Source organism: Neorhodopirellula pilleata, from assembly GCF_007859915.1.
In the GTDB taxonomy this organism is placed as follows: domain Bacteria; phylum Planctomycetota; class Planctomycetia; order Pirellulales; family Pirellulaceae; genus Rhodopirellula; species Rhodopirellula pilleata.
This window is the reverse complement of the sequence record NZ_SJPM01000024.1, coordinates 38113-53367: the sequence shown is the minus strand read 5'-3', so window position 1 is coordinate 53367 and position 15255 is coordinate 38113. Positions and strand designations below refer to the sequence as shown.

Sequence of the window (15255 nt, the reverse complement as noted above, 5' to 3'; positions counted from 1 at the left end):
GGGCGGCCCACACTCGTTACGTTCAATCCGTGATTGACCACTAACTGGAGAGCCGTGTGCGGGAAAACCGCACGCACGGTTCGGAGGGAGGGGAGTCCGGCTCAACCGGACTTCCCTACCCCTATCGATAGCCTCGCCTCCAAAGGGTCAGACCCCTTTTTTGAAACAGTCTTTCAGGGCAACAAACTTTCGATGCACCCTTGATAAGCGTCGGCGAACCGCTTGGTGTCGGCTTCATCAAACAAGTGCGGGTCGCATCGCAAGCAAATCTTCAAGACACGTCGATATGTAAAAATCGAAATCGTCAGTCGCGTGCCTTTACGCATCGGTGGAACCCCATAAATGTCCGTCATCGTTAGATTTCCCGCTTGCAGTAGTCCATTGTTTTTGGGGAAAGCCATGCCGAATCGTTTCGTCGGGTCGCCGGTGTTGGAGACGATCGCCGTCGCCATGCAGCGACGTGAACTCGCCCAACGTTTCAGCCAGGTCGGGAACCGATTGACGAACGCGATCATGCTCATGAACGGTGTTCGGCGGCGCGTATGTTTGAGCTTGAGCATCTCTTGCCGCAACGAATCGTTGAGTGCCTCCGATTCGACACATTCGGATTGCTTGCGACGAATCAGTGCGTACGAGACCAAGTTCGCGGCAGTCGCCATTCGGGACTCGATCTCACGCAAGTCCATCGGCATCATGATGCAAAAATCATGCTGAGTCCGCTGGCCGTTCGCTTCGTTCCAAGCCCGCAGGGTGATCAGCAACCGCTCGATCAACAGTTCGTTGGTGGTTTGACCTCGCTGTTCACCGACGCGGCGAAGTTCGCGATAGCCCTTTTGATCGAACTCAAAACTGCACAGCCCCGGAAACAAGGCCGCCTGTTTGGTGTTGCCGCGAACTCGTTTGGGTGCAGACAATGGTTGCACGCCTTTAATGCATTCCCATCCGAGTGATTGGGCCGGCCTGGAATCGAACTTCCCTTTATCGTTTTGATAAAGAGCGGGGTCGAAACTGTTCTTGATTCGTTCCCGCAGGGTCGTCATGTCCGATTCAGGCAACGGGTCGTCCACGGGTTGACCGATCGCCTCCGCGTACAGCCACAACCAATCGCCCAAGAACTGGTAAGCGCCGATCCCGTCACAGGTCGCATGGTGGAACTGAGTCGTGATCACCGCCCGCATATCATCGTGGCGGATCCAAACTCGCAGTCCGACTTGGTTGCGGATATCAATTGCCTCGCCGTCGGGTAGCTCGACGGCTTCATCGAGTGCTCCCCAGTGGATCGATACGCGAGCGTCCGGTGCGGCGACCCAACCATCTCGCTTTCCCTTGGCCGGTCGAACGATCGCTTGCAAGAGCGGGTGCCGTGTCAAAGCCTTCGGCAACGATTCTTCGATGGCGAGTTGATCGATCGCCCCTTCGAATTCCATCCGCACGACGAACGTCATCGGATATTCCGGACGGTCGTCCCAAACCATGTAATCCTCAAACACGCTGAGGTTCAGCGGCAGGACACGACGCGGTCGCGGAACGACCGGTATCGGATTCGGCTCAACAAGAGACATGCGAGGGATCAATAGGCAGGGAAAAAGGTAGGCTTAAAAACGTACCTCTCCATCGGGGGCATGCCCGATGATTCTTGCCTGATCGGAAAAAACTCTTGGTCTCAGCGCGGAAGAATCGAAATAACTTGATCTTCCACGATCACCCACAATTGGTCTTGATTGCGAGGTGTGATTAGCTCGGTTCCGGTAAAATGTCCACACGCGGGAAGGACAAGACATCGCTGCGCCGCATGGTGCCAAAAACAAGGTAGCTTACCGGTTGATTCGCCTGCGTGACGCAGTTGCCACGCGGGATGCCAATGGCCGGTAATTAAAATCGACGACCCTACGGGGCAATCGGCGGGCTCGTGAGCCATCGTCACACCATCCAAATGAAAGGCGGTGCCGACTTCATTGAACCTCCAATCATCGGGTAGCCGCCCCGCCGATCGATCATGGTTGCCTTCGATCAAGTGAAACGCTACCCCGCCATGTTCGTTCTGAAACGCCGCAAATGCGTCTCGCGTCGTCGCCGACAAAGAACTGCGAGCGTGACACAAGTCACCAAGTACGAACAACTCTTCGGCGCCAGTCGACTCCAACATCGTCGACACCGACAGCAATGTCGATTTTGTCGAACCTCGTGGGACGCCGATGCCAAAATGACGAAAGGTCGCATCCTTGCCCAAATGCAGGTCGGCGACCAACAACGCACGATGCTTGGGCCAGTACAGCCCTTTCTGTCCTAACAGCACGAACGATTGCCCGGCCAAATCGATCGTCAGTCCGTGTTGCATGGTTGATTGGCGGTTGGCTATTGGCGGTTGGCTATTGGCTATTGGCTATTGGCTATTGGCTATTGGCTATTGGCTAAACGCCAATCGCTAAACGCCAATCGCTGAGTCGAAGACTCTACCCCTGAGCGGCTTTTTCGAGACTGGCTTGCATTCTGGCGACGCGGTCGGCCAATGTCTCGCTGCTGACGCGATCTCGCAACCGGTCGACCAACAAACCGAACGCCAGCGGGGTTACCTTGGGAGGTCGACAAATGATGGTCTTGGCACGCTCGATCCACATCAAGGCGTCCCACATCCGTTGCCGGTCGAGTTGTTGTTGAAGCACCTCGTCATCACACTGACGAAGCAACAGGTTTTGCGGATCGTATTCTCGAAAGACTTCGAAAAACAGATTACTGCTGGCTTGCAAATGCTTGCTCGGCTTGGGGCGTCCGGGGTAGCCGCCCTGGATCAGGCCCGCAATTCGGGCGATCGGACGAAACGCCCGACGGCTCATCTCGGTCGCGTTGAGTGATTCACGAATGTCCTCGTCGAGCCGATCCGGACTCAGTAATCCTTTCGAGATCGCTTCGCAAAGTGGGGCTTCGATCGGTGATGTCAATACCAACCCGTAATCGTTGCATGCGAACGAGAATGAGATCTTTTGAATCCTCGATAAACGATGCGCGATCACTGCCGCCAATCCCTCGTGTGCCAACCGTCCGGCGAACGGAAAGACGAACATCTGATACCCGTCACGAGTCTTAATCAACTCGATCAATAACTGATTCGTTGTCGGCACACAGCTCCATCGACTCTGCAACTCGAGCAGCGGGCGAAGTCGTTTCATCTCTCGGCCTCGGAATGTTCCGGTCGCGGCTTCCTCGAGTTTCATTCGCAGTCCCCAAGCCAATTCGCTCGAGAGCGGCAAACGACCTCCCATCCATCGCGGAACCGTGTCGGGCGTTCCTTTGGCTCGCTTGACGTAGGCTTGGTTTTCCTTGATATGAACCAATTCAACCAACCGTCCGGCGAACAAGAACTTCTCGCCCTCTTTGAGTTTTGAAACGAACGATTCTTCGACCGTCCCAAGCGTTCCGCCGGTCATGAATTTGACTTGCATCGACGCATCCGAAACGATCGTGCCGATGTTCATTCGGTGCAACGACGAGACACGCTTTTGAGTCACGACGTAACGGCCGTCGATGACGTCGACACGTTTGAATTCGGGATAGGCGTCGAGCGTGCTGCCACCACGGACGATGAAATCCAATGCGAACTGCCATTGTTGATCGGTCAGGGACTCGTACGCCCGCGTCTTGCGGATTTCACTCAACATCGAATCGGATTCAAACCCGCCACCGATGGCGACCGTCACCAAATGCTGAATCAAAACATCCAGTGGTGCCGGTAACAAAGGACGGGATTCTAACCTGCCCGCTGCGATGGCATCTTGAGCAGCCGCCAGTTCGATCAGCTCGAGTGCATTGGTTGGTACAAAACCTAGTCGGCTCGTGGCACCGGGACTGTGGCCACTGCGACCGGCCCGTTGCAATAAACGCGCCGCTCCCTTGGGGCTGCCGATTTGAATCACCAAATCGACGGCGGTGAAGTCGACGCCAAGGTCCAAGCTGCTCGTGCAGACAACACTTTTGAGAGTCCCGTTTCGGAGCCCGTCTTCGACCCATTTGCGAACACTGTGATCGAGCGAGCCATGATGCAGCGCAATTTGACCTGCCCAGTCGGGACGGTGGGCGAGCAATTTTTGGTACCAGATTTCGGTTTGGGATCGCGTGTTGGCAAAGATCAACGAGCTTGCCGCCGATTCAATTTCTTTGGCGACTTCGGGAATCATCCGCGTGCCGATGTGACCCGACCACGGAAACCGTTCAATGACAGGAGGCAAGATCGAAAACAGCTCGATCTTCTTGCGTTTGTATCCGGAAATGATTCTGGCACGGCCGACGTTCTCCGGCCCGACCAAACTCGAGAGCGCTTCGTCAAGATTCCCCAGTGTTGCCGAGACGCCCCAAGTCGTCAGGGAAGGTGCCAGGGAACGCAACCGCGCCAACGCTAGTTCGGTTTGAACGCCACGTTTGGTGCCGAGCAACTCATGCCATTCATCGACAATGACGGTTTCCAATCCGGCGAGTTGGCGGTGAAGTTTTTCGTGCGTCAACATCAACGAAAGACTTTCCGGCGTCGTCACCATTGCCGTCGGCAGCACTTTGAGTTGCTTCGCCTTGAGGCTCTGTTTCGTGTCGCCGGTTCGGCCCTCCAAACGCCAAGGCATTTCCAGGAAATCGAGCGGTGCTTGCAGTGCTTCAATCGTATCACCGGCAAGTGCCTTGAGCGGGGTGATCCAAAGCACGCGTAATCCAGGTGGATGCTTGGAATCCCACTTCGATCGGTCGCGATTTTGTTTGAGCCAGTCGAGGATCGGTCCGAGCCATACCGCGAGTGTCTTGCCTGTTCCGGTGGCTGAGTGGATCAACCCGCTTTCTCCACGCCCGTAAGCCGCCCAAGCTGAACGTTGGAACGCAAACGGAACGTTGCCGGCGGCACGAAAAAAACGATCGATTTCGGTTCGGGGTTGGGAATTCTGCGACAATTTAATCTAGTCAATACTCGGTTTCTGAAGGACCGGTGCCATCCACGATCCCGCTCGTTGACTCATCCGCTACCATGAAAAGGATCTCACCACATACCAGCATAGGAAACCAGGCAATGGAACGAAAACAAGCTAGCCAGTTCAACCAAGAAGTGATCGACCTTTACGACGATTACGCACACGGTCGTTTGTCCCGCCGCGATTACATCGCACGGTTAACGGCGTTTGCCGTCGGAGGTTTAACCGTTGAAACGTTGCTCGAGAACCTCAGTCCCAACTACGCGTGGGCTCAGCAGATTGATCCTTCCGATCCTCGCATTGAAACGGAGATGATCGCTTATCGATCGCCCGAGGGTGCGGGCGAAATGAGAGGCTTGCTCGCTAGACCTGCCGAAGACAAAAAGTTTCCGGCGGTGCTCGTCATCCACGAAAACCGAGGACTCAATCCTTACATCGAAGACGTCGCGCGTCGTTTAGCCGTCGACGGTTTTTTGGCGTTGGCTCCTGACGCGTTGACGCCTCTGGGAGGTTATCCCGGCAACGACGATGAAGGACGAGCGATGCAAGCGAAACGCGATCGAAACGAAATGACCCAAGATTTCATTGCGGCGGCGAAATGGCTCGATTCGCACGAGCGATCCACCGGAAAAGTGGGGGCAATCGGGTTTTGTTTCGGCGGTGGGATGGTGAATCAGTTAGTCACCCTCATACCCGGGGTCATTGATGCTGGGGTTCCTTTCTACGGAAGCCAGCCCGACGCGGCCGACGTCGCCAAAATTCAATCGCCGCTTCTGATCCACAACGCCGAACTGGATCGCCGCATTCTCGACGGTGCTGTCGCATTCGAGCAAGCTCTGCGCGAAAACGACGTGACCTTCGAATCACACATCTACCCTGGCGTCAATCATGGATTCCACAATGACACGACGCCGCGCTACGACGAGGCGGCAGCGAAACTAGCTTGGGAACGAACGATCGCTTGGTTGAAAAAGTATCTTTCGTAATTCAATACTTCCCATTCGACGGCAAGCGGGTGGTTCTAACGCGGCATCTCATTTGCGGTACCAAGCCGTTCGGCGCTCCTGCTAGCGTTTTGGTTTCGAGTCCACCCACCGTTTTGTGGTCGCCTATCGTTCACATGTCCACCAGTTTTCGTAGCATTTACCAATCCGGTCGTCGGTTAGTACGTCGTTTAGCGCACGTGATCGCCTTGCCCGTGCGGAAAGATTATGGGAAAGGCGGCGTGTTGATTCAGCCGTACCGGGGTTATGGATCGGCGGACGAGCTTTTCTTGGTCGGACGTGTTTTCCAGCAGCCACGCTTGGCATCTCGGCTTAATGCGTCTTTTGCGAACCGGGATTTGCTTGATGTGATTCGTCGCGTGTTTCGCAAAGGTGTCGGGAATGCCACCTTAACGGTGAAGCACGATTCGCCGACAACTGTCAATGTCGCGATCGCACGAGTGCAGACCGATCGAGACGGTTACTTTCGGGCTCGCCTGCAAGTGCCACGACGCCCCAGCCCGGATAAACAGTGGCACCAAGTTGAATTCCAACTAGTCGCACCAACGGAATTAGCCGACGATGCTGGTGTCCGCGTTCAAGGGCACGTCTTCGTCCCGTCGACCAATGCGGTGCGTGTTATCATCAGCGATATTGACGATACGGTGATGCTCACTGGCGTCGTCAATAAACTGAAGATGATGTGGCGATTGTTCGTGTTAGGGCCTGAAAGTCGTGTCGCGTTTCCCGGCGTTGCCGCGCTGTATCGCGGCTTGTACAACGGTCCTTCGCAAACGCAGTTCAATCCCATGCTTTACGTTTCGCGTGGACCTTGGAGCATCTATGAGATTTTGCAGGAGTTCTTTCGCCTCCACCGAATTCCCGTCGGCCCTATCTTGTTTCTTCGTGAGTGGGGCATGTCGCTACAGCGTCCATTTCCGCCGCCGGCGGAAGATCACAAACTCAATCTCATTCGCGACATGCTGAGTCTGTATCATGACCTGCCATTCGTGCTGATCGGCGACAGTGGACAGCATGATCCCGAAATTTATGCGCAGATCGTCCAGGAGAATCCTGGTCGAGTTGAAGCGGTCTATATCCGCAACGTCAGTCGTTCAGACGACCGAGTCCGGGCGATCGAGGAACTGGCGAAACAAGTCGTTTCGGCGGGTAGCTCGTTGATGCTGGCCCCCGATAGCTTTGCGATGGCGCGACACGCTGCCGAACACGGCCTGATCTCCCGCTCGGCACTGCAAGAAGTCCTTCTGGAACAACAATCTGAACATCAACATTCGAGAAACCCCAAAACGCGAGAAGTCAAACAACGCACCCAAGGACAAACTCGGCGTGCCGTTGACCAAGGCGCGATACGTAACGCGCTTGAAACGCGATCCGCCGGCGACGTACCACCGAGCGTCAGTGTTGAATCCGAGGAGGATCGATAAGTCGGTCACGTCGACGATTGCTTCTGCGTTTTTCCAAAAAAGCAAGCCGCCAATGAAGCCGCGTACCGGAATCGCCGATCGGGCGGATGAACTGATCGCGACCGGAGTGGACCGCAACTGCCCGGCGAAGATAGAGTGTCGAGCTTAGCGATAACCCTGAAATCATTCCGACGATCTTGACCATCGCATCGGACTGCACGAAATTAAATGGGCCTTTCACTTCACTTTTGCCGATTGATCGAAAAGGCGAAAACCATTTTGATCTTCGTGATCTGTTTCCGATACAGGGACGTACACTAAAGTTGGCTCCGACTCCCGTGCATGGCCCGTTGCCGGTTCCTCCGTTTTCTACCTACGAATACTCCTCCGCGCTGGACGCTCATGATTGACGATTCACCCGAGCGGGCGAGTACTTTGGTGGCATCTTACTTGACCATTCGGCGCGCGGTCGGCTTGAGCGGCCTCGCCCTTCCGCTTGTGTTGCTAGTCGGCGGTTGGATTGCCGGGGTTTCTGTTCAGGAAAACATGAGTAGTTACTACCATACCCCGATGCGGGATATTTTCGTCGGCACTTTGTGTGCAATCGGCGTCTTCCTGTTCTGTTATCAAGGATATGACCGGATCGAAAATTGGACGGCGAATATCGGAGGCGCCTCCGCACTGGGCGTGGCTTTGTTTCCGCTCGATTTTAATAGCGATCCGCTTTTCCAGCGAACCATTCATGGATACTTGCACACATTCAGCGGTGGCGTGTTCTTTCTGACCCTTGCTGTTTACTCGTTATACCATTTCCCACGTGACTCCGTTCTTGAGAAGGAACCACACTTACGCGAGCGAAGCTGGATTTATCGCACGAGCGGTTTGGTGATCTTGTTCTCAATGATGACGATGGGAGCCTACTTATTCCTCATCCCAGCCCGATGGAAAGAAATCTTCAACGACTACAATTTTTTGTTCTGGATGGAGTGGATCGCTGTTTGGTCCTTCGCCGCCGCTTGGCTTGCTAAAGGGCGAGTGATCATCGCCGACATCGCCGTCGATGTCCTGGCCTATGCGTCGCAAACGGTCCTGAAAGACAAACCGTCGCCCCCTTTCAAAAGCTGAAACATAAGCGGCAATCGCAGCTGTCATGAAGCCCGACTCGGGAGTTTTGAAGTTGTAACCTGAACAACTCAATACGAGCGTCACTTCAAAACGCGCGAGCCGACAGATCAGGCGATCTTGAACAATTTGATCGCGTGCTCGACCAACAACCGAACATCGACCGGTTTGGGAACGACCGCATTCACACCCAAACGTGCCAACGTAGCGAGCGTAGACGCGTCAACCTTGGAAGTGCACACAATGATCGGCAGATTGCGAATTCTGCGATCCCGATGATTTCTCACGGCTCGAATCAGTTCTTCGCCGCCCATTTCCGGCATCTCCAAATCCGTCACGATCGCGTCCAGTTGAGAATCTCGCAGAGTTTCGAGCGCAGTCTGGCCGTTGCCGGCGATCACGGTTGAGAAACCCAATCGTCCCAGCGTCGTGGTGACAAGGTAGCGGGCCGAAGCCGTGTCGTCGACAACCAAGACGGTGGCAGCGTGGACCGGGGGATCGTTCGTTTCGGAGCGTCTCAACATGGGGATACCTGAATTGCTATTTTAGGAGCAATTGTCATGCCTAACGCCGTTACAACAACACCTGCCACGCAAGTTTGATGGCATTCGTTGTGATGGTAAGACCAGGATTAGTTTGGCTTGACTTTGAGCACGTGGCTTTCCGAATGGCTGTTGTACTGGGGCGCGTACATCAACTCGATCGTCGCCAAGCCGGATTGATACTCGCCCCGCAATTGCACTCGGCTTCGCGATTCCAATACGATGGTTCCTTTGGGCAGGTAATCGATGAAGAAATGCTCTGCCGCGTCACGCGTGCTTTGATAGTAAGCGATCCCGTCTTGATAACGGTATCCCGACAAGACGTTCGTCGGTTCGGTTCCGCTGCCCCGACCGTCTTTCAAATGGATGAACTCCATCGCACGATCGGTTCGGATGATCAAACGAGCAACGATCTCGTCACCGACTTGAACCGCTTGCTTGGATTCACCCGCAACGATCGGCTGCATCACTTCGCCCGTCGGTGTGTCGCGCACAACGAACAATTGCTTTTCAATCGTCAGTGGTGTGCCTTCATGTGGTTTCACCTCATCGACATTTTGGAAGTACTTCCAATGAACCCCGCCCCAAGCGATCCCGGGGGTGGTCTTGGTGACGGTAATCGATCCCATCGAAGGGGCGATTTGATCTGCGGTGAAACGTTGCTGAAAGAATCCAGTGCCGGCTTCGACATCGGACTGATCGACGGGTTGTTGCCCGACCTTCACGTCCACGAGCGTTTGATCGGCGAGCAGATCGACACCTCGCAACAACAGGGCGTAAACAGCGTCGGCGGTCGCCTTGGTCGTGTCCCACGAACGCGTTTCTTTCTGTCGTAGCAACCATGCCTTGCAGGACTCGACCGACGATCGATCGTCGGCCACCTCATCGAATGCTTCAATCATCATCGCTTGCGATTCAATATCGGCTTCGTACCAAAACCAACCACGGACTTCATCGTTCCAGTGCATACCGATTTCGTCGGTGACACTGCGTTCTTTCAACGAAGTCGTGATCGCGAGTGCTTCCTTGGTCCGACCGAAACGTTTCAGCGCCAGTGCCACGTGGGCTTGGCTCATGCGACCGCGTAACGACAACCAATGTTCGACGGCTTGATCGAGCCAATAGTCGACCGCGATCTTGGCGTCCGGATCGATGGGTTGATCGTTCAAATAGAAGCTTCGCCCGTACAGGTACAACGCGATCGACGGCGACAAATAGTTATGGTCGCGGACCGGTTTTCGATTCTTCAGTTCGTTGTATTGTTCGAGTGCGAATCGGTCGAGCGACTGCAATGCTTTCAGCGGCGAACGCATGTCAACTTCCACACCGAGGTGACGCAAGCGTCCGAAACCGGTCGTGATGTAAAGCGTAATGAAGGAATTGGAACGGCCGCCCGAGAACCACGGCCATTGTCCGTCGGGCAATTGCATCTCGGCGAGTCGGCGTGTCCATCGATCGACTTGGTCATTCGTGCGGTTTTGATCGAACAGAATGCCGACATTGCGACGGGCTTCCGATTCGGATTCCGCCTCAAGCACCCAAGGCGTTTCGGTCAATGCGATCGACGCGATGTCTTCGTTTTGTTCAAGCGGGCTGTCAAGCGTTTCTCGCCCGGCCGCGACCGGTTGATTGCGCCATTGGTTGAAAACCCGCTCGATCTTCGGATCAGACGTGGCAATGTGGCGAGCGAGCAGGTTGGCATACAAGCGGTTGAACGTTTGCTCGCTGCATTCATGCGGATACTTCATCAGATACGGTAACGCCATGATCGCGTACCAAGCCGGGTTGGACGTCATCTGAACGGTCAACGATTCGCTATCGATCGAACTGTCTTCGGACTCGAGCAGTTTGTCGAGCGTGAACGTTTTCGTTTCGGCTCCGTCGATCGGCAATGCGATGGACTCGTGTACCAGGATCCGGCGTGACAGGACCGGCAAATAGCCTTCTTCCCCGTCGGACAACCGGCCTGTCGAACCAACCGCCTTGTAAGTGAGGTAGCCGATGCCGTCGGGAACCGAAATCGCCCAGGAGAACGATTCCGAACGTCCGGCGGGTATATCGAACGATTGCCGCACGTTGGCATTGCCTAGTTTGGCATCCACCGACTCGCCCGTTCTCGCGTCATTGAACTGCAGTGCAACGGTACCCGTTTGCGCCGTCGGCGATTGATTGGTGACCTTAACGGTCATTTCGATCTGGTCACCTTCGCGGAGGACCCGTGGCGGGTTCGGCTGCACCATTAAGTCTTTGCTGGTGACGGCGGTGTCGCGGATCGAACCGCCGGCAAGATCATTGGTGTGGGCGAATCCGATCAATTGCCAACGTGTGAGCGCTTCAGGCATCGTGAACTTCATCGCCACGAGACCGTTCTCGTCGGCGGTCAATTCAGGAAAGAAGAATGCCGTTTCGTTCAGGTTTCGGCGAGGCGAAACATCGGACAGATCAACATCGGGCTTATTCGAAGGCGGACCGGATCCGTTGGCATCGTCTTGCTCTTGTTCGGCTGCGGATCCCGCGACCGCGAAGTCGCCGCTGATCGCGGCCGATTTCGCCATCATGGGTGCGGCCGCCGGCGCGGGCGCGAATGCCATTTCGGCTTCCATGCCCATCGAATCCGCCATCGCGATGCCGCCGCGTCGTTGCATCCCAAAGCTCCTCATTTCCAATGCTCGGCCATATCCATGGATCGAAAGCAATTCGGCCGGATAGTCGCGGTAACTAATCGCAGACGACGGCGAGATCGTTGTCTTCAAAGCACTGATCAATTGCAACGTCGCGAGCGAGTTTTGATCTTTGTTGTGTTTGCGAGCGCTGTCTTGATAGAACAACCCAAAGCCGCCGGCCCAACGGTGAGGTGTGAACAATTCCAAGGACGCGTCATAAAGGGTCGCGACCATCTCGGCGATCCGCACGTTACCGCTTTCATCCTCGGTCGCACCTTCGATCACGGCGGTCCAGGTTTCCGTTTGACCCGGCTTGAGTTTGGAAACGAATCGCTCCCATCGCACGCTCAGGTTCTTGTTCGACCAAGGTACGTCAATGCGTGCTTGCTCGACGTAGAGCCGATTCTCGTGGACGCTAAAGACCCGCAATTGAAACCCGCCCCGCATCGACTCATCGACCGCTTGCTCGATCTTGACCTGCGTTTGACCAGCCGGTGTCCAGTAGCTCTGCAAGATCTTGCCGCGATGTTCGATTTCGACGAACGCTCGGGCGGTCTCGTAACCGCTTCCCCAGATCGCGAGAAACGTCTCGCCGGGCTGAACCGTCGCGGTCGGCATGGTCACGAACGAGGCGATCGGCAAGTCGCAATCGGTCGCGTCGGGATCGATCACGCGCATCGGCAGAATCGCCGACACTTCTTGGCCCGCTGAATCGACGGCCGATAATTCGGTACGGTAGAAACCCGGCTTCAGCTTCACGCTCACCAATCCATTGCCACTCGCGTCGGTCGTCACTTCGAAAACTTCGACCGTCTCGGCGACCGGCCATGAATTGGGATCATGATCGACCACGATGTTTTCTGGATCGGCATTCTTGGCACCAAACTCATCGCCAAACGGAATCGGCATGGAATCGCCGATCGGCTTACGTCCGATTCGATTAGGCGGTTGCAATCGGTGGACTTGAATCTTGGTACTCGCCGATGCGGGCGCGTCTTGCAACGTTCGGGTGCGAACGTCGATCTTGATCGGCTCTTCGTCGGTCAACCAGTCTCCGTTTTCGACCGCGAGGGTTGCGGTAATCATCGCGTATCCGACCGCGACGGTGTAGGTATCGCTGCGAGTTTCCCCGGTCGTGTCGGTGACATCGGCCGTGACGGTATAACGAAACACCGGCTCGTTCTTGCGATCAACGGACGAGTCCGGAATCGCTGGGAACTGAACCTCAAATTTGCCAAGTTCGTCGGTTGACGTTTCGCCCGTCGCGATCGTTTGCGGGAACGCCGGTGGCAACGGCATCCACCAGCAACGCCATCCGAACCAAGGCGGCATTTGCGTTTGGCGGGTGACGGTGTACGAGACCGAGGCCCCGTCGATCGGTGCTCCCGTGTATGACTTGGCAACCCCCGGGACGGTCACTTCCTGATCCAACCGGGCCGGCGCTTCGGGTTTGTCCAATTCGACTTCGAATTTCGGGCGTTTGTATTCTTCCACGTTGAACGAAGCCGCACCGCTGTATTCGCCGTTGATTCGCAACATCATCCGTCCGGTTAATCCGCCGGAGGGAAGATTGAAACTATGGTGACAACTGCCGTGCTCGTTCGTTCGTAGGCTTTGGGTCTGGACGACTTTGCCGTTGGCGTCGATCAATTCGACGTTCAATGTGGCACCGGTGGCGACTTCGTAGAGATTTGTTTGCGGATTGGAACGCGTCGCGATGATTTTGAATTTCACCGTTTGACCGGGACGGTAGATGGCCCGGTCGGTGAAAAAGAAGCTGCGGGTTTGCGTTGGTTGAGGTCGGTCGTTGTTCTGATAGGTGTAATACTCATCCGACAGCAAGCTTTCGTTTCCGCTCTTGGCGAAAAAACGAATGTCGCGAATCGATTTTCCGGTGAAGGTAAACTTGCCCTCTCGATCCGTTTTGAGTTCCGCCAGCGTTTTGATCGAAACACTGTCGGGCTGGCCGCGACGTATTTGGTTTTGATCGCGGCCGGTCACTCGGACATCGGCGTTCGCGATGGGTTGCCCCGTTTTACCGCGGACGAGAAATCCTTGAAGAGCTCCGTTTCCATAATCAAGTTGCACGACCATCGACAGTTCGGACACCCAGACTTCGGTGAAGGCGGTGTACTCGTCTTCGTTGGGGAACGATGCGGACGTCGAGGCGATCAGATGATAGCCGCCCTTCAATCCATCCATGACCGCAGACACAGCGTTCGTGTTGGTGCGATAATCGTCGGTTTTGGGCAGGGACACGTCCCAGGCTTTCGCGGGCTTGGCGTTGATCAAAGCCTGCCGTTCGTTGCCGCTCAACTGCGTCGCGTCACGGCCGTTCTTCAAAACCTTCTCGACATCAATCGGAACCAAGCGAAAGAAGACTTTCTCGAGGTTCTTGTAAGTAACGTTGATTTCCGGTCGAACTTCTTGATCAAGAGCCGGGTTCCAAACCCGCTCGGTGGTCACGGAGATCGATGGGGCTTCGATCTGATCGACGAGCGATCGGCACTGCGCCGCTCCGATACTTTTCGGGTGGGCTTGGGTGGCGGCCAGAGCAATCTGTCGGGCAGTCGCCGGGTCACCGTTATCATTGACGTTTGAAGCGAGTTGATATTGAGCTCTCGCTGAAATCGGGTGTGACGCGTTGGAACTCGCGAATACTCGTAACGCCTCAAGGTATCGCTCGTCCTTGCACTCGCCGATGGCCTCTTCGGCGGCGAACTGCAAACGATGCAAGTCCGCATCGAGTCGAGCGGCTTGATTGCCCTTTTTGGTGTGATAGGCGATCCATTGTTGATACAAACGGGTCGCACGATGCAGCGGCGATTGTGTGTCTGTGTTGGGGACGTCCCAAGCAAGGAATTGATCGGTGTCGTCAAAAATCGCCGACTCGCATGGCAGTTCAAATTCATTCGCTGGTCCGGCATACGTTTCGTCGGCATCCCGGTAAAACTCGATCGCATCGGAAACGACAAAGTCCCACAGCGTCGGGCGATATTCCTCAGGGGCGTTGCCGCCGACGAGCAGGTCGTCGTAAGTTGCGATCGGCGTGTTTTGCAGAACCGCTTCATCGGCGAGTGCGGCTTGGAACATCAGTGTCGCTTGAGCGATGATTTTCTGTCGGCTCCACGTCGCCAGATCCTCGGCCGAACGGATCGGCAATGGTTCGATCGCTTCATCAGCATCATTGGCGGCATCTTGAACCCCGGTTTCGTCGATTTCCGTCCGGTCGCGGAACCGCCACTGGTTTTGTTGGTAGTATCCCCAAAGCCAATTCGCGAGAATCGCGCGAAGGATCGGTCGGGTCGGGGCGGGGGCCGTTTCGAGTTCGGATTGTAACCGCGTGATCCGGTGGATTTCATCTCGGCCTTCGAGTTGTCCATCGAGCGTGGCCCGAGTGGCGAGGGCTCGGACGGTTAATGCATTTTGCTCCTTCGCAATCGACTCTTTTAGAATCTTGTCGAGTTCAGCGATCGCGGTTTTGGGCAAACCGCGATTGATCGCTTCGGAAACCGGTTTCCATTCCGCAGGCGTTTGATCTTGAGCATCGGACATAGCCAGAGCCGCCGTTAGGA

At 55.5% G+C, this 15255-nt stretch carries 8 protein-coding genes; 3 read left to right on the top strand and 5 right to left on the bottom strand.

Annotated features, from left to right (window positions below; translation table 11 throughout):
• Positions 1-173: 173 nt before the first annotated feature.
• The 3 genes from Pla100_RS28075 to Pla100_RS28065 form a co-directional block, all read right to left on the bottom strand.
• On the bottom strand, positions 174-1562 hold the full coding sequence (locus Pla100_RS28075; RefSeq protein ID WP_231603719.1) for a chromosome condensation protein: 1389 nt from the start codon (positions 1560-1562) through the stop codon (positions 174-176).
• 101 nt (positions 1563-1663) lie between these two features.
• Complete coding sequence (pdeM, locus tag Pla100_RS28070) at positions 1664-2338, bottom strand: ligase-associated DNA damage response endonuclease PdeM (protein ID WP_146582308.1); 675 nt, start codon at positions 2336-2338, stop codon at positions 1664-1666.
• 115 nt (positions 2339-2453) lie between these two features.
• Positions 2454-4934, bottom strand: a complete 2481-nt coding sequence (locus tag Pla100_RS28065) for a ligase-associated DNA damage response DEXH box helicase (RefSeq protein WP_390620671.1) — start codon at positions 4932-4934, stop codon at positions 2454-2456.
• A gap of 110 nt (positions 4935-5044) precedes the next feature.
• Here Pla100_RS28065 and Pla100_RS28060 point away from each other — a divergent pair, with 110 nt between their 5' ends.
• The 3 genes from Pla100_RS28060 to Pla100_RS28050 all read left to right on the top strand — a co-directional run bounded on the left by Pla100_RS28060 (position 5045) and on the right by Pla100_RS28050 (position 8478).
• Positions 5045-5932 carry a dienelactone hydrolase family protein gene (locus tag Pla100_RS28060; protein ID WP_146582306.1) on the top strand — a complete coding sequence of 296 codons (888 nt, stop codon included), beginning with the start codon at positions 5045-5047 and terminating at the stop codon, positions 5930-5932.
• A 134-nt stretch (positions 5933-6066) separates the two neighbouring features.
• Positions 6067-7374, top strand: coding sequence for an App1 family protein (locus Pla100_RS28055; RefSeq protein WP_146582304.1), 1308 nt, complete (start codon positions 6067-6069; stop codon positions 7372-7374).
• A gap of 381 nt (positions 7375-7755) precedes the next feature.
• Positions 7756-8478: a hypothetical protein gene (locus Pla100_RS28050; RefSeq protein WP_146582302.1), complete on the top strand. Its 723-nt coding sequence runs from the start codon at positions 7756-7758 to the stop codon at positions 8476-8478.
• Between the two features lie 107 nt (positions 8479-8585).
• Here the strand turns inward: Pla100_RS28050 and Pla100_RS28045 are convergent, their stop codons facing one another.
• Both Pla100_RS28045 and Pla100_RS28040 read right to left on the bottom strand, forming a co-directional pair.
• A complete protein-coding gene (locus Pla100_RS28045) occupies positions 8586-8999 on the bottom strand; it encodes a response regulator (protein ID WP_146582301.1) in 414 nt (137 codons plus the stop codon).
• Between the two features lie 107 nt (positions 9000-9106).
• Complete coding sequence (locus tag Pla100_RS28040) at positions 9107-15235, bottom strand: alpha-2-macroglobulin family protein (RefSeq protein ID WP_146582299.1); 6129 nt, start codon at positions 15233-15235, stop codon at positions 9107-9109.
• Between the last annotated feature and the right edge of the window lie 20 nt (positions 15236-15255).